The sequence below is a fragment of the Caballeronia sp. INML1 genome, from assembly GCF_023631085.1.
Classification (GTDB): Bacteria; Pseudomonadota; Gammaproteobacteria; order Burkholderiales; family Burkholderiaceae; genus Caballeronia; species Caballeronia turbans.
Window position 1 is genome coordinate 102,656 of the sequence record NZ_JALQDT010000059.1, and the last position, 19,652, is coordinate 122,307.

The following is a 19,652-nucleotide window of genomic DNA, read 5'->3' on the forward strand; positions in this document are numbered from 1 at the left end:
CGCCCAAGTGCATCGCGGGTTAGCATTGCAGACGCGGGCGAAACGTCGACGCGAGACACGAATTCACTTTCCGGAACCGAAACCATGACCACTTCCTCTTCACGCCGCCGTGCCGCCTTTCGCGAACGGGTGAACGCACGCAGCGCCCTGCTCTTGCCCGGCGCATTCAATGCAATGAGCGCGCGCGTCGCGGCCGATCTGGGTTTCGAAGCGATCTACATCACCGGCGCGGGCGTGACGAACATGTCGCTCGGCATGCCGGATCTCGGCTTCATCGGCCTCGCGGAAATCGCGGAGCATACGTCGCGCATTCGCGATGCCGTGGACGTGCCGCTCATCGTCGATGCGGATACGGGCTTCGGCAACGCGCTCAACGTGCGTCATACGGTGCGCACGCTGGAACGCGCGGGCGCCGATGCAATTCAACTCGAAGATCAGGTAACGCCGAAGAAATGCGGCCATTTCGCGGGCAAGGCCGTGATCTCGACGAATGAAATGACAGGCAAGATACGCGCGGCGGTGGATGCGCGCGAAGATGATAACTTTCTGATCATCGCACGCACCGATGCATGCGCGGTGGAAGGCTTCGATGCGGCGATCGAACGCGCGCGTGCATTCGTCGAAGCGGGCGCCGACATTCTATTTGTCGAAGCTATCGAAACCCCGGAGCAAATCGCCTCGCTTCCCAAGCTGCTCGATGCACCGCAACTCATCAACATCGTAATCGGCGGCAAGACGCCCGTGACGGATCAGGCAGATCTTGCGCGGATGGGCTTCAGTCTCGTGCTCTATGCGAATGCAGCATTGCAAAGCGCCGTGCGCGGCATGCAGACTGCGCTCGGCGCATTGAAATCGCAGGGACGGCTCGATGAAGATCCGGCAGTCGTCGCGCCGTTCGCCGAACGTCAACGGCTCGTGAACAAGCCGCTCTTCGATGAACTCGACCGCAAATACGCCGCGGACTGAATCCTTCGCCTGAAGCGGCCATGAAAGACCGCTTCGGGCATTCACGCCTCAGCGCGAGTACATCGCATTCCAGTCCGATTGCGATACGCGTGCACCCCCCGATTGCGACGTGCCGTTAGCGGCGCCACCATAAGCCGTCGCGCCATCGCGTGCTGCGAGTTTCGCTTCGGCTGCCTGGATCGCTTCCGGATAATGCGCCTGATCGCCGTCGCCCGCGTGATAACCGACGCTCTGCAATTCTGCGAGTTCGGCACGAACTTGCGCCCGAGTGATTTGGCTTTGGGCGAACGAAGCGACGGGAATGACGAGAGCGGTTGCGACGATGGCTGCGCGAATGATCGACTTCATGATGAAACTCCAGTGTTATGAGGTGCCTGGCTTCGAACGCGGTGTCGTTCGAAAGCAGTGATAGCAGTCTATGACGCTGGTTATTCCGGGTTAACCCCTAGCACAGGAAAGCACCTTTCCCGGAAACACGCAGAATCGACGGCGCGAGTCGCACGGGGCATTAACGCCCGAGAATTTGTTATGCTGGCCGCCGGACTGAACGCACATGCGCGTTGCGTTCGCCTCATGGCGCAAAGCGCCCGTCAAACACTGGAGATACAGATGGCAAAAGGATATTGGGTCAGCGTGTACAAGAAGATCATGAAGCCCGAGCAGGCCGCCGAATACGCGAAGATCGCAACTCAAGCCATCGCGGAAGGCGGTGGCCGTCCGCTCGTCCGCGGCGTCGCGGCGATGGTGCAAGGCGAAGGCGTCATCGAGCGCACGGTGGTCATCGAATTCGATTCGCTCGATGCAGCCGTCGCCGCCTATAACAGCGCGACCTATCAGCACGCACTGGAAGTACTTGGCGATTCCGTCGTGCGCGATTTCCGCATCGTCGAAGGTGCCGCATAACATCCCTTACAGGCCGATGCTTGCGGCGCTCAGGCGCCCACGGCGTCGGCCAGTTCGTTCATGTCGTTCGCGACGACATCCCAATCGCTCTCAGCTTCCAAATCGACTGACTGACCCGGGCCGCGCTCATACGGACGCGAGACGAACGCAGTGCGCAAGCCGCACTTTCTTGCCGCTGCGAGATCGTCGTTATGCGCGGCGACGAGGCAGACTTCTTCTGGCTTCAGCATCAAAACGTCTGCGGTGCGCAGATAAGCCTGCGGATCGGGCTTGTAAATCTGCGCGATCTCCGCGCCGAGAATCGCATCCCAGGGCAAGCCTGCGCGCTTCGCCATATCCACCATCAGCCTGATATTGCCGTTCGAAAGCGGCGCAATGATATGGCGTGCCTTGAGCCGTTGCAAACCCGCGATCGAATCGGGCCACGGATCGAGTCGATGCCACGCGAGGTTCAGTTCGTCCAGCGCCTCCGAAGGAACCGCTTCAGGATTGATGCCAAATTCCGGCAGGAGGTCCACGAGATTCTCGCGATGCAGCACATCGAGCCGCACGAACGATCGCTCGCCGCTGATGATCTTGCGCATCGCGGGCACGTAGCGGCTGCGCCATGCATCCGCGAAGGCCTCAGGCTTCAAGCCGGTCGCGCCGTAGCGCTGCAGGAACGGCGCGGCCTCGCGGGCAATCCCGCCGCGCCAGTCCACGACGGTTCCGAATACATCGAATACGAATGCCTTTACGTTTTGCAAGCTCATGTCATTGCTCCCGTTGAGTCATTCATCTGATCGATTTCTCCTGCGATGCATTTGTTCCTCGCGCGCAAGACTGATTGTCCACCGCGTGTGTACGCAACGAATCTCGAAGAGCCTACATTACAAGCCATCGGAGCCTTCGGTCCGATCCGCAACAGGCCCACATCAACATCTATCGAGGTTCATCATGAGCAACGCAAACAAAGTCGCTATCGTCACCGGCGCGTCGCAAGGCATCGGCGCTGAAATCGTCAATGCCTTTCGCGCGCAAGGTTATCGCGTCGTCGCAACCGCCCGTTCCATTCGGCAGCCGGACGATCCGAACGTCGTGGCTGTCGCGGGCGATATCGGCGATCGCGCCACCGCGCAACGCGTCGTCGATGCGGCGATCGCCAAGTTCGGCCGCATCGATACGCTCGTCAACAACGCGGGCATCTTCATCGCCAAACCCTTCACGCAATATACGCAGGAAGACTATGCGGCCGTCCTGAACGTGAATCTGAACGGCTTCTTCCATGTCACTCAACTCGCCATCGAGCAAATGGAGAAGAACAAGAGCGGGCATATCGTCAGCATCACGACGACGCTCGCCGATCATGCGGTAAGCGGCGTGCCTTCGGTGCTGGCGTCGCTGACGAAGGGCGGCCTGAATTCTGCGACGAAGTCCCTCGCCATCGAATATGCGAAGTCCGGCATTCGCGCGAATGCAGTGTCTCCCGGCATCATCAAGTCGCCGATGCACGCGCCCGAAACGCACGAAGCACTCGGCGCTCTGCATCCGATGGGACACATGGGCGAAATGAGCGACATCGTGAACGCCGTTCTGTATCTTGATTCCGCGCCGTTCGTGACGGGTGAGATCCTGCACGTCGACGGCGGCCAAAGCGCGGGACATTGATCGATCCTTCACCGGTTGTGTATGCGCCCTTCGCGGGCGCGTCGCTGTTTTTCACTCAAGGAGATCGCCATGCCGATGGTTACGATTCAGGTGACACGCGAAGGCAACAAGGCAGGCACGAACGCCGTCACCGCCGACGAGAAAGCGCAACTCATCGAAGGTGTCAGCCAGTTGTTGCTCGACGTGTTGAACAAACCGCTCGACTCTACGTTCGTCGTGATCCAGGAAGTCGACATGGAGAACTGGGGCGTGGGCGGCGTGCCGGTGCAGGAATATCGGCGGCGGAAGCAGGAAAAGGAAAGTTGACGTGCATTGTTATGCAGGCATCGCCGCATGAAGAGCCGCGGCGATGCCGTCGTTTCGCTGTCTTATTGCCCCGGCGCGTAGAGGTCGAGTAGCTTGAGCGTGACGCCGTTGGTCCATCCGAAGCCATCTTGCAGCGGATATTCGCCGCCTCCGCCGCCGCCCGTTCCCTCGCCTTCGACGATGTATTTCTCGACGAGCTTCTGCTGCGTCTTGTAGACGTTATTCACGTCGGCAAGAAAGCGCGTACCGATCTGCTGCGCGAGATCGCTGCGCCCATATCGCTTCAAGCCTTGCACCGCGATCCAGTGCAATGGCGCCCATCCGTTCGGCGCATCCCACTGTTGCGTCGTGTTGTAAGTGGTCGTCGTGAGGCCGCCGGGCTTCAGCAACATCGCTTCGACCGTCTCTGCTGTCTTGTGCGCACGATCCGGCCACGCCGCATTCGCGAAGAGCGGATAAAGCATCGCCGCTGATGGATTATTGCGCGGTTGCCCGAGCTTCCAGTCGTAATCGCCGTAATAGCCGTTCTTGTTCCAGAGATACTTGTTGATGGCGATCGCGCGCTTGGCCGCGCGCCCGATGTACTCGCCGACGCATCCGAAATCGCGCGCCTCGCCGCAACCGATCGCGATGCTCGTTTCGAGGTGGAACATCAGGCTATTCAGATCGACGGGAATGATCGATGTCGTGCGGATCGTCGCGAGCGTCGTGTTGTCGCCGAACCAGCGCGAGCTGAAGTCCCAGCCGCTCTCGGCTGCCGCGCGCAGATCGCGATACACCTCGTTCGCCGGACGGCTCGTGACCTGTTTGGCGGTGGCTACATCTTCCGAGTAAGACTCGTCACGCGGCGTGTCGCGTTCGTCCCAATAGCGATTGAGCACGGTCTTGTCGGGCAGCATCACGACGTTGCGCACCGCACCGCCCGGCTGCAGCGTATTCGCGCCTTGCATCCAGTAGCTATGCTCCTTGCGCAATTGTGGCAAATACTTCTGATAAACCCGGCCGCCTTCTTTGTGCGCGGCAAGTTCGACCATATACGAGAAGAACGGCGGTTGCGACCGGCTTACATAGTACGTGCGATTGCCATTTGGAATATGTCCGATCGTATCGATCAGATACGCGAAGTTATCGAGCATGTCGTCGACGAGATCTTCGCGGCCGGCCTCCTGAAGGCCGAGCATCGTGAAATACGTGTCCCAGTAATAGCCCTCGCGAAAGCGCCCGCCCGGCACCACATATTGCTTGGGCATCGGAATCAGTGAGCTATTCGGCGGCACGTTGGCGGTGGTCGTCAAACGCGTGAGTTCGGGCCACAGCCAGTCGATATGTTCTCGCAATGTCTGATTCGGCGGCGGCGTGATGACCTGATCCGTCGGAGGCGTGAAGTACTGCCCGACGAAGTTCTTGAGCGAAAAGCCCGGCACCGACATCTGCTGATGATAGGCCTGCACGATCTGCGCGGGATCGATCTTCGGTACCGCATCGACGAAGGTTTTTTGATCGGGATAGATGCCCTGCGTCTGCACGGCGACGAAAAGATCGCCGTATAACTCGCTCGGCGGAGGCGGCAGCGTATAACCGGTTTGCGCGTCCGCATACGCGAGGTTCGCAGCCGCGCTCATGACGAGCCAGCCGCATAACGCTGTGCGTGCCTTGAACTGGAAACGCCGCGACGCCTCGTGCGCCGCGCGATACGATGACAGTGCGATCATGCTCCCTCCTCATCAGGATGAGTGAACCGGACTGGTCTCGCTCGTGCCGTTCTTGTTTTGACTGAATCACAGCACGGCGAAGCATCGCATGCTTGCACCGCGGTGGCAACCCTCCGGGATTGGGGCGACGCCGCTATTGCGTCGGCTATTGAATGGCGAGCGCCTTATGCGCCTGAGCCTGAAACTGCGTCGGCGTGACGCCGGTCTGCTTGCGGAAATAACGGCTGAAATAGGCGATATCGGCAAAGCCCAATCCATGCGCGATCTGCTTGACCGACATGCTCGAATAAACGAGATCGCGCTGCGCCTCACGCACGAGATGCTCGTTGATCATTGCAAGCGGCGAGCTCGATATTTCCTCGCGGCAAATACGTCCAAGCTGCGTGACGGTCATGCCGAGCCTTTGCGCATAGAAATCCACCGCGCGATGCTCGCGAAAGTGTGCGGCCACCAGCTCCCTGAAGCGCCTGATCTGTTGCGCGCGTCTTTCCGTCGATGCGACGTTCGGCGCGGACGTGCTCTCGCATAGCCGCGAGACATGCACGAAAAGTGCAATCAGGAGCGACATGCCCGCCGCCATGTGCCCGCGGTTCGTCGCGCGAAATTCCTTTTCCAGCAATTCGACGATCGTCATGAATGCGCTTTCCTTGACGGACTGCGCGCTCACACGGGAGAGGCCCGCGCGCTGCAGCACCGGAATGAGCCCCGGGGCTGCGATCGATGCGAGGGCCTCGATCGATCTTTGCGCGACGGTAACAACGAGACCATCGACGTTCGGCGCGAAGTTGAATCCATGCACCGTTTGCGCGGGCAGCACGATGACGCAGGGCGGCAAGATATCGATCACGCTGTTCTCGATCAGCACTTGCCCGCCGCCGCCGCGAATGTACAGAAATTGCAAGAGCGCGTCGTGACGATGCGCGTCGATATGCCAGTCGTTCGGCGCGCTGCGCTCGGCGATCCACTCGAAATTGAACGCGTCATACCACGGCGGGCGCGCCGACTCTCCATACAGGTTGTAGTTAGGGATTTTCCTCATGTCATGCGTCTCCTCATGCACAAATTGTCCTGTCGTCTGCTGCCTTTGTCCAATTTTTTGTGCATGACCGTGAATATACTTTTTTCACAGGCAAGGCCATCGTCGCCTTCGCATCGAATGGACTCAGGAGACAAGCATGACTAATCACCTCGCGCATGATCACAATACGCCGCATTGGCTCGGGCTCGAATCGAACGTGTGTGTGGTGACGGGTGCGGCGGGCGGCATAGGCCGCGCCATCGCATCGACATTCGCCGATGCGGGCGCTCGTCTCGCATTGCTGGATCGCGATGAAGCGGGCTGCATGGAAGTGGCCGACACGCTGCGCGCAAGCGGAGTCGATGCGCTTGCCATCGCGTGTGATATTGCCGATGCGGCGAGCGTGAACCGCGCGCGCGATCAGGTCGAGCGGAAGTTCGGTCATGTCGATGTGCTTGTGAACAACGCGGGCTTGTTGAGGGCGGGCGGCATCGAAGATATCGGCCTCGATGGGTGGAATGCGATGCTTGCCGTCAATCTCACCGGTTACATGTTATGCGCGCAGGCATTCGGTCGCGGCATGCTCGCGCGTGGCGCCGGCAGCATCGTGCATATCGCATCGGTGGCGGCACATCATCCGCAAACCTGGAGCGGCGCATATAGCCCGAGCAAGGCCGGCATCGCAATGCTGTCGCGTCAGATCGCCGCCGAATGGGGTGCGCGTGGCGTGCGCAGCAACACCGTGTGCCCCGGCATGATCCGCACGCCGCTCTCGAAAGCGTTCTATGAACAAGGCGATGTCGAAGCGCGCCGCAGCGCGATGACCGCGAGCAGGCGCATCGGCGAGCCGCGCGATATCGCCGAGGTAGTTGCATTTCTCGCGAGCCGGCGCGCGGCCTACGTGAACGGGGCGGAGCTTGCCGTCGATGGCGGCTTCGAATGCATGTTGATGGACCTCGTTCCGCGTCCCGGCTTCGAGGCGCCGCGCACCGCCTGAAACACGGCCTTTCATCTCACGGGTGCGCGACGCGCCCGCTTCCAATCAAAGGACTTCACCATGACTACCGTAACGCGGTCGTCCGATCTCGCTTGCGATGTGCTCGTGATCGGCTCGGGCGCAGGCGGCCTTTCGACGGCCATTACAGCGAAGAAACAAGGACTCGACGTGATCGTCGTCGAGAAGGAGGAATACTTCGGCGGCACGACCGCATTCTCCGGCGGCGTGCTGTGGATTCCCGGTAATCGCCACGCGAAGGAAGCGGGTGTTCAGGATACGCGCGAAGCGGCGCTTCGGTACATGCGTGGCGAAACGGGCGCGATGTACGACAAAGCAGCCGTCGATGCATTTCTCGACAACGGCCCGCGCATGATTGAGTTCTTCGAGCGCGAGACGTCGGTGAAATTCCTGCCGACGCTTTACCCCGACTACCATCCAGATGCGCCGGGCGGCGTCGACGTGGGTCGCTCCGTCGTCGCAAAGCCTTTCGATGCGCGCGAGCTGGGCAGGGACATCGCACGCCTGCGTCCGCCACTCAAGACGATCACGTTCATCGGCATGATGTTCAATTCGTCGAGCGCGGATCTCAAGCACTTCTTCAACGCGACTAGATCGCTTGCGTCGGCGTGGTATGTCGCCAAGCGGCTCGCGAGCCATATCATGGAACTCGCGCTGCATAAGCGCGGCGTGCAGATCACGAGCGGCAATGCCCTCGCCGCGCGCCTCGCCAAGTCCGCACTCGATCTCGGCATTCCAATTCATACACGCACGGGCGCGAAGGAACTCAGTACGGTCAAGGGCCGCGTGACGGGCGCGATCGTGATGGCGAATGGAAGCGAAACGCGCATCACCGCGCGGCGTGGGGTCGTACTTGCGTGCGGCGGCTTCTCGCATGATGTCGCACGCATTGCAAAGGCGTATCCCCATGTGCGACGCGGCAGCGAGCATGTATCGCCGGTTCCCGCGGGCAATACCGGGGACGGCGCACGCATGGCCGAACGCGTGGGCGGCCGCGTCGATATCCGCTATCCGCAGCCCGCCGCGTGGATGCCCGTCTCGCGCGTGCCGCTGAAAGGCGGCAAATACGGCGTGTTTCCGCATCTGCTCGATCGCTACAAGCCGGGCGTGATCGGCGTGACGCGCGACGGCGTTCGTTTCACCAACGAATCGAACTCTTATCACGATGTCGGCGCGGCGATGATCGAAGCGTGCCGCGATGATAAAGAAACGTCGATGTGGCTCGTCTGCGATCACAAGACGATTCGCAAATACGGTCTCGGTTTCGCGAAGCCCGCGCCGATTCCGCTCGGTCCTCATCTGAAGAGCGGCTATCTCGTCAAAGGCCGCACGCTTGCAGAACTCGCGCGGCGCGCAGGCATCGATGCAACTGCGCTGGAAGCCACCGTGCGCGACTACAACCGCGACGCCGTGGCAGGCCAGGACACCGCATTCGGCCGCGGCACGACTTCGTTCAACCGCTATCTCGGCGATCCCTCGCACAAGCCGAATCCTTGCGTCGCGCCCATCGGCGATGGCCCGTATTACGCGCTCAAGATCGTGATGGGCGACCTCGGCACGTTCGACGGAATCGCGACCAATCCTCACGGTCAGGTACTCAAAGGCAGCGAGCCGATTCCGGGGCTTTATGCCGTCGGCAACGATCGCGCGAGCGTCATGGGCGGCAACTATCCGGGCGCCGGCATCACGCTCGGCCCGATCATGACCTTCGGTTATCTCACCGGACTACATCTCGCGGGCCGCATCGACGAGCGCGCTAATTCCAGCGAATTGAGGAGCGCAGCATGAGCAAGCCATTCATCGATCACCGCATCTACACTATCAAGCCGCGCGGAATGGCTGAATTCATCGACGTGTTCGATCATCTGGCGATGCCGATTCAGCTCAGGTACCTCGGCGTGCCTGTGGGCTTCTACATGAGCGACATCGGTGCGTTGAATCAGGTCGTGCATTTATGGGGATACGAGAGCATCGCAGATTACGACGAGCGGCGCACCGCTCGCGACAACGATCCCGAATGGCCTGCTTATCTGCAAGCGTCCGCGCATCTGATCGTCGCACAGGAGAGCCGCATCATCAGGCGCGTCGAGTTCAAGAGTCTCTCGCCCGCTGTGCGTTGAAGCGCGGCATTGCGGCACGAAGAAGGCCGCATCCTCGCGACTGCTTTTAGATAAATGAATGGAGACATACCGGCATGGAAAAGAACTTCGGGACCATCGAGGTCCAGAGCTTCATCGACGGCGAACGCTTTTCGCCGTATCAATGGGTCATTCTGATCCTGTGCTTTCTGGTCGTCGCGGCCGATGGCTTCGACACGGCGGCGGTCGGCTTCATCGCGCCTTCGTTGATTGGCGATTGGGGCATCACGCGCGCCGCGTTGGGACCCGTGATGAGCGCGGCGCTCGTGGGTCTCGGTATCGGCGCGCTCGCGGCAGGACCGGTTGCCGATCGCATCGGGCGCAAGGCGGTGCTCGCGCTTTCCGTGTTCTTCTTTGGCGTGTGGAGTCTCGCGTCGGCGCAAGCAAGCTCGGTCGAAACGCTGACCGCGTGGCGCTTTCTCACCGGCCTGGGCCTCGGTGCGGCAATGCCCAACGCCGTCACGCTGATGGCGGAATATGCGCCCGCACGCATTCGCGCGGTCGTCGTCAACACGATGTTCTGCGGCTTCTCAGTGGGCCTTTCGATCGGCGGACTGTGCGCCGCGTGGCTCATTCCGCATTTCGGCTGGCAGAGCGTGCTCGTCGCCGGCGGCCTCGGCCCGATCGTGCTCACGGTGCTGCTGCTCTTTCTGCTGCCCGAGTCCGCGCAATTCATGGTCGTGAGAAGACACTCCGCGCAGAAAATCGCACGCGTCTTGCGGCGTATCTCGAACGATGCACGTCTTGCCGAAGGCGAGCGCGTCACATTCACTGCCGCCGATACGCGCACCGGCGGCGCGGACCAGTCCGCGCTTGGACTCATCGTTTCGCGGCCCTATCGCTTCGGCACATCCATGTTATGGCTCGCCTATTTCATGGGCTTGCTGATCTTCTATCTGCTGACCAACTGGCTGCCGACGCTCTTCAAAGACGCAGGCTTCTCCGCCGAACGCGCGGCGCTCACGACGTCGCTATTTCCGCTCGGCGGCATTCTCGGCAACCTGTCTCTCGGCTGGGTGATGGACAAGGCCAATCCGCGACGCGTCAACGCATGCGCCTATGTGCTCGCGGCGGCACTCGTGCTGACGATCGGACGCGGCGTCGCGGATCAGTTCTGGCTCGCGGTGCTCATCTTCCTGACGGGAACAGCGGTGACGAGCGCGGTCACGTCGATGTCTGCACTCGCGGCATCGTTCTATCCGACGCGAAGCCGCGCAACGGGCGTGGCATGGATGCTCGGCATAGGACGCATGGGCGCGGTCGCGGGCGCGATGACCGGCGGTCTTCTCATGAGCATGGGCCTGCAATTCGGCGCGGTCTTCACGCTGCTCGCCGTTCCGGCAGCCGTTGCCGCGTTGGCATTGGGCGCGTTGAGCCGGCGCGATGCGTCGCGTCAGGCAAGCGAAATGGATCAGACGGCGCGCGTGCCGGCAGAATGAGTCGTGGCATCGCTTTCGGTTGCAAGCGCAACTATATTGACGATGCCCTTATGCGCCATCTTCGTATAAGGGCAAAAGCGCTCTGTGTTGCACACGAGTTCCTCCGCCGTCGTGCGGTCGATAGCGGGCATCTGAACGCGCGCGTGCGCGGTGAGCACGAAGAGGCCGTCCATTGGATCGCGGCCGAATTCGACCGTGACCGACACGCTTGCGCCCTCCACCGCGATGCCCGCGCGCGCCGCGAGCAATACGAGCGCGCCATGAAAGCACGCGGCATAGCCTGCGGCGAACAATTGCTCGGGGTTCGTACCGCCGCCGGGCCCGCCAAGCGTTTTCGACATGCGCAAGTCGAGGTCGAGATTGCCGTCGTCGAATAAAGCGGCTGCACGTCGCGCCCTTCATACTTGTCGAGCAGGCCAACGGGCGGCGGATGCAGTGGCTCCATGACGACCTCTTCTATCAGCGATGACGACAGAGATCGCTCAATGCGCCGTTTGCGTCCGACTCTGGCTTCGCTCGAACCAGGCATCGAAATACATTGTGCCGAGATGCGCTTGTCCGCCTGGCAGCAGCGTGTCCGCTGCGAGTTGCGCGCCGAAGTAGAGCGCGCTCTCGTCGGCGAAGACCGTTCTTGCATCGCCCGTTACTTTGAAATAGCGCTGCATCAGATCGGACAGACGCGACCTGTCCGGACCCGCGATCTCGACAACACCGTTCACCGACGAACCTCCCGCGCGTGATGCACCGTAGGTGTGCGCGCACGCGTCCGCTAGCGCCGTCACCGTACGCGCAGTGTTGCCTCCGTTGCATCAATCGGCGATCGCGAGCGCCGAGGCGTTTGTGTTCGTCATGCTCGTCGTGAGGCAATGCAGATCGAGCGTGCGCGTATGCTCGGTCATGTAATCGACGAATACACGCACCCGTGCGGGCAAATGCTTGCGGCTGAGATAGCAGAGATAGTGGCCGCCGTCATCGGGCGCATGTTGCGCGAGACAGATGACGAGGCGCCCCGCCTTGAGCGAATCGCACACGAGATAGGCAGGCAGTTGCGCGATGCCCTGCCCGTAGAGCACCGCTTGCAACATCAGGTCGATGTCGTTGAACGTTTGCCTCGCGGCGGGCGAGCGTTTGTGCGTAAAGCCGTCTACCTTGAATTCCCAGTCGGCGATACGTCCTGCCGACGTACGGAAGTTGATGCAGCGATGGTTTTCGAGTTCCTCGACATGACGGGGCAAGCCGTGCTCACGCGCATACTCGGGCGATGCGCACACGACCATCTGCATCGGAATCAATTGCTTCGCGACGACTTCGCTGTCTTCCATATGACCATCGCGAAATGCGACGTCGACACGGTCGGCCGTGAAATCGCAAGGGCGATCGTTCAGGACGAGTTCCAGAGCAATCTCCGGATAGCGCGCATTGAAGCCTGACAGAAGCGGCGCGACGACTCTGCGGCCGAACCCCGGCGCGGACGCAATACGCAAGTGTCCGCGGGGCGGGCCGTGGCGCAGTTCGCGCATGTCCTCGAGCGCCTGCACGATGCGCTCCACGCCCGGCTGACAGTTCTTGTAGAAGAGTTCACCCTCGCGCGTGAGCGACGTGCTGCGCGTGGTGCGAAGAAAGAGACGCGCATCGAGCTGTGCTTCCAGCTTCTGCACGTTGCGGCTGACGGCGGACCGCCCGATGCCCAGGCGATCGCTCGCTTTGGCGAAGCTGCCTTCATTGGCAACGGCAAGAAATGAAACGACGCCCGCATAACTCGCCACGAAGCTATACGCGAGCGAATCGTCCGAGTGACATACGAGTTCAGATGGCATGGCGGCACGAAACGTAGTGGTTCTGTCTCACTAGACGTTCATGCCCTGCGCTTTGTGACACGCCATGCCGGATTTTTTATTTCACCGGCGTCAAAACCGGTTTGCCCTTGTCTTTGAGAAGCAGCACGATGAACTTCGCGCGCTTCGTGTTGCTGGCGTTGCGACCTACAGTGTGGATATCGTCAGGGCCTTCATAAAAGGTATCGCCGGGCTTGAGCGTCACGGCCTTGCCGCCCTGAAGCTGCATGACGATCGTGCCTTCGAGCACATACACGAACGCCTGCGCGTCATGGCGGTGCACCGGATCGACCGCGCCCGGCGGATATTCGACGCTGATCATCAGCGCTTCCTTGCCCGGAGATTCGGGCAGCGGCTTCGTCATGAGCTCCTTGACGATGGCCTCTGGCGCGGCCTGCGCCGTCTCCGCGACGAGCGCCGCGCATCCGAAGACGAGCGTAAGTCCCACCCGTTTGATGCTGTGCATGATCGTTCTCCCATGATCGAATGACGGCGCGAGCACATTACGAGAGGTTCGACTTGTCGAGGCCGAAGGCCTTGTCGGACGAACCCGGCACCGTCTGGAACGCGACATTCGCGCGATTCCATCCGTTGATCGCCATGATGGCGTAGGTCAGGTCGGACAGTTCCTTTTCCGAGAACTGTTCGCGCACGCGCGCATAGAGTTCGTCGGGCACGCCGTGCTCGGGAATGCGCGTCAGGACTTCGGTCCACGCGAGCGCGGCCCGTTCGCGTGGCGAGAATAGCGTCGACTCGCGCCAGATCGCCACATGATGCGTGCGCAGTTCGCGCTCGCCGTGAATCTTCGCTTCCTTCACGTGCATATCGACGCAGAAGGCGCAGCCATTCATCTGCGATGCGCGAAGCGTGACGAGATCGCGCGTCGTCTGTTCGATCGAGCACTCCTGCACCGCCTGACTGAACTCATAGAATTTCTTGAACAGTGCGGGCGATTGTTGAATGTAGTTGATTCGCTGCGTCATGATGACTCCATGCCTGGTTGAAAATATCGCCGGCAACCCGTGGCCGGCATGGATGTCATCGTAAGTTTGCGCGCCTTTTCGCGGTAGGCGCGGGATCGTGCGCACGCTATTGCTTCGCGCGCATCAATCAAAGTGGCAGGCGTTACGCATTGCCGTAACGCGCCGCGATGCGTTCGAGCTTGTCCGGGTTGCGTTGCACCTGAATTCGCACGATGCGCTCGTCTTCGATGTCGAATGTCTGCGCGGATTCGAGCTTGCCGTCGATGAAGCGCAAGAACGCCCATTCGCCATTGAGCATGACGAGGTCGAGACGCACGCCCTTTCCATAGCGCAGGAACGCCGCATAGAAAAGCTGCGCGATGCGCTTGCCGCCGAATAGCGGCTCCGGGAAACTCTGCACGCGACCGCCGCCATCGCCGACGAGCGTCGCGTCTTCCGAGAGCATCGCGTGGATGGCCGCGAAATCGCCGTGTTCGATCGCATGCGCGAATGCGCGCAGCAAACGCCTGTGAATCTCGCGCGGCACCGATTGGCGCGGGCGCGCCTCGCGCAATTGCGCTTTGGCACGGCTCACGAGCTGACGGCACGCGGCCTCCGTCTTGCCGATGATGCGCGCGAGCTCGGGATAATCGGCGTCGAAGACCTCGCGCAGCAGGAACGCCGCGCGTGCTTCGGGGCTCAGGCGTTCGAGCAGCATCAGAAACGCCACTGACACATCGTCCGCACGCTCGGTGACTTCTTCGGGCGTCGCGGGCGGCTCGGTGATTTGCGGCTCCGGCAGCCAGATGCCCGCGTAATGTTCGCGCTGCAGTTTCGCGGCGCGCAGCCGGTCGATGGAATGGCGCGTCGTGACGGCGACGAGCCATGCTTCCGCATTATCGATAGCTTCGCGCGCCGCCGCATGCCAGCGCAGCCATACATCCTGCACGATGTCTTCCGCCTCGGCGACCGAACCGAGCATGCGATATGCGATGCCCTGCAGACGAGGGCGCAGCCGGTCGAATTCGCGCGTGGCGTCATCCATGAAGGCGATTAAATGAAAGGTGCGGAAAAGGTGATCGTATATCACGCGCCTATGTTCGTGACGATCACGACGATGCGCCAAAAGATCTGAGCAATGCAGCCGTTAATATCGGAAGCCGGATCCGACTGCATCAACCTCCGTTCATTCATGACTCAATCCGAACATCAAAACGCGTCCGCGAATCCGACCCGCATCATCGTCGCGACCGTGATCGGTAACGGTTTCGTCGCCTACGACTTCACCGTGTATGGTTTCTCCGCGGCGATCATCGGACGGCTCTTCTTTCCCGCGCACGACGCCGCTTCATCCCTATTGCTTTCGCTCGCAACTTTCGGCGCGGGCTTCGTCATGCGTCCGCTCGGTGCCATGCTGATCGGCCGATACGCGGACCGGCGCAGCCGCGAGGCGGGCATGCGGCTGTCGATCGCGTCGATGGCGGCGGGCACCTGGCTGATCGCATGTCTGCCGACGCATGCGGCGATCGGTGCGAGCGCGACCGTGCTTATCGTGTTCGCGCGGCTTCTGCAAGGACTCGCGGCGGGCGGCGAGATCGGCCCGGCATCGGCGCTGCTGATGGAGTCCGTGCCCTACGAACGGCGCTGTTTCATGGTCAGCTGGCGCGGTGCGAGCCAAGGCGCCGCCGCATGCGCCGCGGCGCTCGTCGGCGCATGCACGTCCGCGCTGCTGTCGCAGGAGCAACTCATGCAATGGGGATGGCGCGTGCCCTTCGTCATCGGCGGACTGATCGCACCGCTCGGCTGGTTTCTCCGGCGCATGCCGGGCCACGCGTCGGCGGCGAAGACACGTGCCGCACGCACGCCGCTCGCGATCGTGCTTCGCGAGCACGCACGGCCTCTCATTTGCGGCATCCTGATGATGGCCGCGCCTTCGTCGAGCATCTACATTGCCGTGCTGTACATGCCGAGCTATCTCACGCACACATTGCACCGGCCACCCGCGATCAGCTTCCTGATCGCATCGCTCTCCGGTCTCGTGATCCTCATCGTCACGCCGCTCGTCGCGCTCGCCGCCGATCGCCTGATGAGCCGCAAGACGCTGCAATACGCATCGCTCATCGGCGCGCTCGCGACGGCATATCCCGCGTTTCATGCGCTCACGCAAGGCGCACCGGATACGCTCGCGCTCGTGATCATCCTGCTCTATGTCGCCATCGCGCTGAACAACGCGGGTGCGGGTTCGGTGCTCATGCTCGAAGCCTTTCCGAAGCATCGGCGCGCAGCGAGCCTCTCGGTCATCTACACCTTCGGCGTCGTCATTTTCGGCGGATTCTCCCCGCTCGCCGTCGCCTGGCTCATCGGCGCGACCGGCAATGTCATGACGCCCGCTTGGTATCTGCTCGCGGCGAACTGCGTGACGCTCTTCGCGCTCAGCCGCTTCCCCGAACGCCCCTCGAATGCGCGGCGTGCATGCGCATGACGGGATCGTTGGCCGCCGCGCGCAACAGATCCAGCGCGCGCAGACGCATCTCAAGCGGACTCACGTCGAACGCGCGACGAAACGCCCGCGTGAAATCCGATGCGCTCTTGAAGCCGAGGCCGAATGCGATATCGGCGATCTGGAGGTTCGGGAAGCGCGCCAGTTCATCGGCCGCCTCGCGCAGGCGGCGATGTCGAATGTATGCGGCAAGGCCGCCTTCCTGCTCGAACCATCGATAGATCGTCGCACGCTTCAGACCGAGTGCGTCGACGATCTTCATCGGCGTGAGATCGGCTTCATGAAGATGCGTCTCGACATAACGCTTCACCGGGCCTTTCACGGCCGTTTGCAGCGCGGCGCGTGAATCGTGCAACGCATGCGGCTTGTCGGCGAATGCCGCGAGCAGCAGTCGCGCGCCGGCTTCGAGCGCGTCGATCGCATCAGGCCGTTTCAGCGCCGGCAGCGCGCGCGCGGTGGCATCGAAATGCTGGCAAACGAAGCGCGCGAGCGGCGCGTCCTCGGGCAGGATGCGGCCATGCAGCGCATCGCAGTCAGCGGTATGCGCGGCCACGACCGAACGCGGCGCGAACATCGTCAACACGCGGCATGCCGGGCGTTCGACGCGGAACCGCTGGTTCAGATCGAACGCGACGATGCCGCGCACCGAGCCCGGCGCACTGCGCTTCACGCTCAGGCCGCTCACATGGCCGCACTCGCCTTCGGCATATACGTGAAACGCGAAATCGCGACGGGTATCGGTCGAGACGCGCGCGATCGAGCGCTCGAGCACCAGCGCATCGGTGCGCGCCTCAGTGAACACGAGCCCTCCCGCCGCATGCAGGTCGATGCTGCCCGCAAAGCCGCGCGCGATCTGATCGTTGTCGGGAAGGACATCGACGACATGCCCGACGCGATCGCGCCATGCGAGCAACTGGCGCTCGCGCGGCACTGCCTCCGTCGAGAAGCGCGTGAATAGCGTGGGCGGATCGGAATCGGCGGGCATGGGAGTCGATGTCGGTCCAAAGAGTCCTTTCGATCGGTGGCGCGCACACGAGGCGCCGCCCGGTGAGACGCATGGTAAAGCGTAGTCGAAATGCCGGTATATCGTGCTGATTGAGGAGCAGCGTGTGCGGCGTCGCGGGCGGTTCAGGTCGGCGATTCCTTGCCGTCATCCCGCTGTCACATCGCTGTCTCTCACTCATACGGTTTACGGCTGACAAGATCAAAAACACAGCCGTATGCAGCAAGAAAAGACGTTTCGGGGCGTCAAATGGAAAAGTCGAAAGTTTTGCGAACCAGGCGCGAAGCGGAAGCCACGCGAGCGGCGCTCAAGCCCGCGCGCGTCGCGGACGCCCAGCTCGATCATCTCGAGCGTATGGTCCGTTCGCTCGCGCGGGCGAGCGATCCGAAGGCGTTCGCCTGTCTCGATCGCGCCTATTGGACAAAGCGACTCGCCGCGCTCGGCGACGAAAGCGATCTCGTATCCACGCAGCGCGCTCGCGTGCTGCGGCTGCTCGATCTTCTCGCACAGGATCGCGCCGCCGGACCTGACAAGGCCGCGGCGTGATTTTTCGTCGGATATGCATGCGGAATGCAAGACACAAGACGGCATTCCGAATGCAAAACGCAAGATGCCAGCCATCAGCGGCAAGTCGATTGAAAGGCCAGCCTGAGAGAGCACGATCGACGCGCGGTCGTTTTTGACCGTCGTCCCGAAAAGTGCTATTACGACGGGGCTTCGCGTCCCGCGCATGCTTCGCCAGCACGCGCGAGGTCATGCGCGGGACTCGAAAGCTCCACGTAATCGCATCGGCATTCAAGACGATGCGCGTCAGCTCAAGGTCACCGTGAATCCCACAACCCTAACTCCCTGGTCTGCCCACGACACGCAACTGCTGATCGCCTGCGCGCTCGGCCTCGCAATCATCATCGTTTCCATCAGCGTGCTCAAGCTCGCGCCGTTCCTGTCCATTCTCGTGGGCACGTTCGCGGCGGGCTTCGCCGCGCATCAACCGCTCGAAGCAATCGCGCAAGCGTTCAGCAAGGGCGCTGGCGCACTGCTCGGCGACGTCGGCATCATCATCGCGCTCGGCGCCATGCTCGGCGCGCTGATGGCCGAGTCCGGCGCGGCCGACCGGCTCGTCACCGCGCTGCTCGATCATTCGACGCCGCGCCGCCTGCCGTGGATGATGGCGTTCGTCGCGATCATCGTCGGCTTGCCCCTGTTCTTCGAAGTCGGGCTCGTGATGATGGTGCCGATCATCTTCGTGATGGCGCGTCGCGCGAAGCAGCCGATCCTGCGTATCGCCATTCCCGCGCTTGCCGGCATGACGACGCTGCATGCGTTGCTGCCGCCGCATCCCGGTCCGCTGATCGCGGTGAGCGCATTGCATGCCGATCTCGGCCTGACGCTCGGACTGGGCCTCATCGTCGCGCTGCCCGCCGTGATGCTCGCCGGGCCGCTCTATGGCATCTGGCTGTCGAAACGGCTGCATATCGAAGAGCCCGAGGAAATGGGCAAACTTTTCACCGCGCATGAAGACGGTGCAGCGACGCCGGGCTTCGCGATCTCGCTCGTGACGATCCTGCTGCCCGTCGTGATGATGCTCGGCCGCACCGTCGCCAAGCTCGCGCTCACGAAAGACACGCTGCTCTACAACACACTCGATTTCGTCGGCGAGCCGCTCGTCGCGCTGGCGTTGACGGTGCTCTTTGCGATCGTGATGCTCGGCTGGTCGCGCGGCATGGCGCGCGAGCGCGTGGGCGGCATTCTGCGCAAGAGCCTGCCGCCGATCGCGGCGCTCCTGCTCACCATCGGCGCGGGCGGCGGATTGAAGCAAATGCTCGTCAACGCGGGCATCAGCGCGACTATCGGCAAGATCGCGGTGGGCACGCATCTGCCGCTGATCCTGCTCGCATGGCTGATCGCGGTCGCGCTGCGTCAGGCGACGGGCTCGGCGACCGTCGCCACCACGACCACCGCGGGCATCGTCGCGCCCGTCGTGAGCGGACTCACGGCGACGCACAACTCGCTGATGGCGCTCGCGATCGGCGCGGGCTCGGTATTCTTCTGCCACGTCAACGACGCGGGTTTCTGGATGGTGCGCGAATACTTCGGGCTCACGCTGAAGCGCACGGTCGCGGTATGGTCCGTGTTGCAGACGATCGTCTCGGTGGTGGGACTCGTGCTGACGCTCGTGTTGTGGAGCGTGCTGGCGTAAGGACGTTT

21 protein-coding genes and 1 pseudogene are annotated in these 19,652 nt (G+C 62.1%); 11 read left to right on the forward strand and 11 right to left on the reverse strand.

Annotated elements, in window-relative coordinates; genetic code table 11:
- Nucleotides 1–84 precede the first annotated feature (84 nt).
- Complete coding sequence (locus NCR38_RS23380; RefSeq protein WP_061117109.1) at nt 85–966, forward strand: oxaloacetate decarboxylase; 882 nt, start codon at nt 85–87, stop codon at nt 964–966.
- 48 nt (nt 967–1,014) lie between these two features.
- Here the strand turns inward: NCR38_RS23380 and NCR38_RS23385 are convergent, their stop codons facing one another.
- On the reverse strand, nt 1,015–1,314 hold the full coding sequence (locus tag NCR38_RS23385; protein WP_250477682.1) for a DUF4148 domain-containing protein: 300 nt from the start codon (nt 1,312–1,314) through the stop codon (nt 1,015–1,017).
- A gap of 261 nt (nt 1,315–1,575) precedes the next feature.
- Between NCR38_RS23385 and NCR38_RS23390 the strand changes: the two genes are divergently transcribed.
- Entirely contained in the window at nt 1,576–1,869 is a 294-nt protein-coding gene (locus NCR38_RS23390) for a DUF1330 domain-containing protein (RefSeq protein WP_061117272.1), read from the forward strand.
- A gap of 29 nt (nt 1,870–1,898) precedes the next feature.
- Here NCR38_RS23390 and NCR38_RS23395 read toward each other — a convergent pair whose 3' ends face one another.
- Nucleotides 1,899–2,621, reverse strand: a complete 723-nt coding sequence (locus tag NCR38_RS23395) for a haloacid dehalogenase type II (RefSeq protein WP_061117111.1) — start codon at nt 2,619–2,621, stop codon at nt 1,899–1,901.
- A 184-nt stretch (nt 2,622–2,805) separates the two neighbouring features.
- Here NCR38_RS23395 and NCR38_RS23400 point away from each other — a divergent pair, with 184 nt between their 5' ends.
- The gene (locus NCR38_RS23400) at nt 2,806–3,516 is read left to right on the forward strand and encodes an SDR family NAD(P)-dependent oxidoreductase (protein WP_061117112.1); all 711 of its coding nucleotides are present in this window, start codon (nt 2,806–2,808) and stop codon (nt 3,514–3,516) included.
- Between the two features lie 69 nt (nt 3,517–3,585).
- The gene (locus NCR38_RS23405; RefSeq protein WP_061117273.1) at nt 3,586–3,822 is read left to right on the forward strand and encodes a 4-oxalocrotonate tautomerase family protein; all 237 of its coding nucleotides are present in this window, start codon (nt 3,586–3,588) and stop codon (nt 3,820–3,822) included.
- 62 nt (nt 3,823–3,884) lie between these two features.
- Here NCR38_RS23405 and treA read toward each other — a convergent pair whose 3' ends face one another.
- Together treA and NCR38_RS23415 are read right to left on the reverse strand one after the other, a co-directional pair.
- Nucleotides 3,885–5,534, reverse strand: a complete 1,650-nt coding sequence (treA, locus tag NCR38_RS23410; RefSeq protein WP_061117113.1) for an alpha,alpha-trehalase TreA — start codon at nt 5,532–5,534, stop codon at nt 3,885–3,887.
- A gap of 145 nt (nt 5,535–5,679) precedes the next feature.
- The gene (locus NCR38_RS23415) at nt 5,680–6,573 is read right to left on the reverse strand and encodes a helix-turn-helix domain-containing protein (protein WP_061117114.1); all 894 of its coding nucleotides are present in this window, start codon (nt 6,571–6,573) and stop codon (nt 5,680–5,682) included.
- A 136-nt stretch (nt 6,574–6,709) separates the two neighbouring features.
- On the opposite strand from NCR38_RS23415, the gene NCR38_RS23420 reads away from it, so the two are divergent.
- The 4 genes from NCR38_RS23420 to NCR38_RS23435 all read left to right on the forward strand — a co-directional run bounded on the left by NCR38_RS23420 (nt 6,710) and on the right by NCR38_RS23435 (nt 11,144).
- Nucleotides 6,710–7,549 (forward strand): SDR family NAD(P)-dependent oxidoreductase, encoded by an 840-nt coding sequence (locus NCR38_RS23420; RefSeq protein ID WP_061117115.1) that lies wholly within the window; start codon nt 6,710–6,712, stop codon nt 7,547–7,549.
- A 60-nt stretch (nt 7,550–7,609) separates the two neighbouring features.
- Nucleotides 7,610–9,355, forward strand: coding sequence for an FAD-dependent oxidoreductase (locus tag NCR38_RS23425; protein ID WP_061117116.1), 1,746 nt, complete (start codon nt 7,610–7,612; stop codon nt 9,353–9,355).
- Entirely contained in the window at nt 9,352–9,687 is a 336-nt protein-coding gene (locus NCR38_RS23430; protein ID WP_061117117.1) for an NIPSNAP family protein, read from the forward strand. The genes NCR38_RS23425 and NCR38_RS23430 overlap by 4 nt, the downstream gene beginning before the upstream one ends.
- Nucleotides 9,688–9,761: 74 nt before the next feature.
- Nucleotides 9,762–11,144: an aromatic acid/H+ symport family MFS transporter gene (locus NCR38_RS23435; protein WP_061117118.1), complete on the forward strand. Its 1,383-nt coding sequence runs from the start codon at nt 9,762–9,764 to the stop codon at nt 11,142–11,144.
- Here NCR38_RS23435 and NCR38_RS23440 read toward each other — a convergent pair.
- The 6 genes and pseudogenes from NCR38_RS23440 to NCR38_RS23465 form a co-directional block, all read right to left on the reverse strand.
- Nucleotides 11,117–11,589, reverse strand: a pseudogene (locus NCR38_RS23440) (Ohr family peroxiredoxin). The gene NCR38_RS23435 and the pseudogene NCR38_RS23440 overlap by 28 nt on opposite strands.
- A gap of 37 nt (nt 11,590–11,626) precedes the next feature.
- Nucleotides 11,627–11,863: a hypothetical protein gene (locus NCR38_RS23445; protein ID WP_061117119.1), complete on the reverse strand. Its 237-nt coding sequence runs from the start codon at nt 11,861–11,863 to the stop codon at nt 11,627–11,629.
- A gap of 90 nt (nt 11,864–11,953) precedes the next feature.
- Nucleotides 11,954–12,961 carry a LysR family transcriptional regulator gene (locus tag NCR38_RS23450; protein ID WP_061117120.1) on the reverse strand — a complete coding sequence of 336 codons (1,008 nt, stop codon included), beginning with the start codon at nt 12,959–12,961 and terminating at the stop codon, nt 11,954–11,956.
- Between the two features lie 76 nt (nt 12,962–13,037).
- Entirely contained in the window at nt 13,038–13,445 is a 408-nt protein-coding gene (locus NCR38_RS23455; protein ID WP_061117274.1) for a cupin domain-containing protein, read from the reverse strand.
- A gap of 37 nt (nt 13,446–13,482) precedes the next feature.
- Nucleotides 13,483–13,962 (reverse strand): carboxymuconolactone decarboxylase family protein, encoded by a 480-nt coding sequence (locus tag NCR38_RS23460; protein ID WP_061117121.1) that lies wholly within the window; start codon nt 13,960–13,962, stop codon nt 13,483–13,485.
- A 142-nt stretch (nt 13,963–14,104) separates the two neighbouring features.
- On the reverse strand, nt 14,105–14,986 hold the full coding sequence (locus NCR38_RS23465) for an RNA polymerase sigma-70 factor (protein WP_061117122.1): 882 nt from the start codon (nt 14,984–14,986) through the stop codon (nt 14,105–14,107).
- 147 nt (nt 14,987–15,133) lie between these two features.
- Between NCR38_RS23465 and NCR38_RS23470 the strand changes: the two genes are divergently transcribed.
- Complete coding sequence (locus tag NCR38_RS23470; protein WP_061117123.1) at nt 15,134–16,423, forward strand: MFS transporter; 1,290 nt, start codon at nt 15,134–15,136, stop codon at nt 16,421–16,423.
- Here NCR38_RS23470 and NCR38_RS23475 read toward each other — a convergent pair.
- Nucleotides 16,374–17,426, reverse strand: a complete 1,053-nt coding sequence (locus NCR38_RS23475; RefSeq protein ID WP_250477683.1) for an AraC family transcriptional regulator — start codon at nt 17,424–17,426, stop codon at nt 16,374–16,376. The genes NCR38_RS23470 and NCR38_RS23475 overlap by 50 nt on opposite strands.
- A gap of 267 nt (nt 17,427–17,693) precedes the next feature.
- On the opposite strand from NCR38_RS23475, the gene NCR38_RS23480 reads away from it, so the two are divergent.
- Nucleotides 17,694–17,990, forward strand: a complete 297-nt coding sequence (locus NCR38_RS23480) for a hypothetical protein (protein WP_061117125.1) — start codon at nt 17,694–17,696, stop codon at nt 17,988–17,990.
- A gap of 280 nt (nt 17,991–18,270) precedes the next feature.
- Nucleotides 18,271–19,644 (forward strand): gluconate:H+ symporter, encoded by a 1,374-nt coding sequence (locus tag NCR38_RS23485; RefSeq protein WP_250477684.1) that lies wholly within the window; start codon nt 18,271–18,273, stop codon nt 19,642–19,644.
- The last annotated feature ends 8 nt before the right edge of the window (nt 19,645–19,652 follow it).

Excerpts from the sequence above, each read along its gene's own strand:
- NCR38_RS23380 (WP_061117109.1), top strand. The coding sequence starts at position 85 with ATGACCACTTCCTCTTCACGCCGCCGTGCCGCCTTTCGCGAACGGGTG.
- NCR38_RS23385 (WP_250477682.1), bottom strand. The coding sequence starts at position 1,314 with ATGAAGTCGATCATTCGCGCAGCCATCGTCGCAACCGCTCTCGTCATT.
- NCR38_RS23390 (WP_061117272.1), top strand. The coding sequence starts at position 1,576 with ATGGCAAAAGGATATTGGGTCAGCGTGTACAAGAAGATCATGAAGCCC.
- NCR38_RS23395 (WP_061117111.1), bottom strand. The coding sequence starts at position 2,621 with ATGAGCTTGCAAAACGTAAAGGCATTCGTATTCGATGTATTCGGAACC.
- NCR38_RS23400 (WP_061117112.1), top strand. The coding sequence starts at position 2,806 with ATGAGCAACGCAAACAAAGTCGCTATCGTCACCGGCGCGTCGCAAGGC.
- NCR38_RS23405 (WP_061117273.1), top strand. The coding sequence starts at position 3,586 with ATGCCGATGGTTACGATTCAGGTGACACGCGAAGGCAACAAGGCAGGC.
- treA (WP_061117113.1), bottom strand. The coding sequence starts at position 5,534 with ATGATCGCACTGTCATCGTATCGCGCGGCGCACGAGGCGTCGCGGCGT.
- NCR38_RS23415 (WP_061117114.1), bottom strand. The coding sequence starts at position 6,573 with ATGAGGAAAATCCCTAACTACAACCTGTATGGAGAGTCGGCGCGCCCG.
- NCR38_RS23420 (WP_061117115.1), top strand. The coding sequence starts at position 6,710 with ATGACTAATCACCTCGCGCATGATCACAATACGCCGCATTGGCTCGGG.
- NCR38_RS23425 (WP_061117116.1), top strand. The coding sequence starts at position 7,610 with ATGACTACCGTAACGCGGTCGTCCGATCTCGCTTGCGATGTGCTCGTG.
- NCR38_RS23430 (WP_061117117.1), top strand. The coding sequence starts at position 9,352 with ATGAGCAAGCCATTCATCGATCACCGCATCTACACTATCAAGCCGCGC.
- NCR38_RS23435 (WP_061117118.1), top strand. The coding sequence starts at position 9,762 with ATGGAAAAGAACTTCGGGACCATCGAGGTCCAGAGCTTCATCGACGGC.
- NCR38_RS23450 (WP_061117120.1), bottom strand. The coding sequence starts at position 12,961 with ATGCCATCTGAACTCGTATGTCACTCGGACGATTCGCTCGCGTATAGC.
- NCR38_RS23455 (WP_061117274.1), bottom strand. The coding sequence starts at position 13,445 with ATGCACAGCATCAAACGGGTGGGACTTACGCTCGTCTTCGGATGCGCG.
- NCR38_RS23460 (WP_061117121.1), bottom strand. The coding sequence starts at position 13,962 with ATGACGCAGCGAATCAACTACATTCAACAATCGCCCGCACTGTTCAAG.
- NCR38_RS23465 (WP_061117122.1), bottom strand. The coding sequence starts at position 14,986 with ATGGATGACGCCACGCGCGAATTCGACCGGCTGCGCCCTCGTCTGCAG.
- NCR38_RS23470 (WP_061117123.1), top strand. The coding sequence starts at position 15,134 with ATGACTCAATCCGAACATCAAAACGCGTCCGCGAATCCGACCCGCATC.
- NCR38_RS23475 (WP_250477683.1), bottom strand. The coding sequence starts at position 17,426 with ATGCCCGCCGATTCCGATCCGCCCACGCTATTCACGCGCTTCTCGACG.
- NCR38_RS23480 (WP_061117125.1), top strand. The coding sequence starts at position 17,694 with ATGGAAAAGTCGAAAGTTTTGCGAACCAGGCGCGAAGCGGAAGCCACG.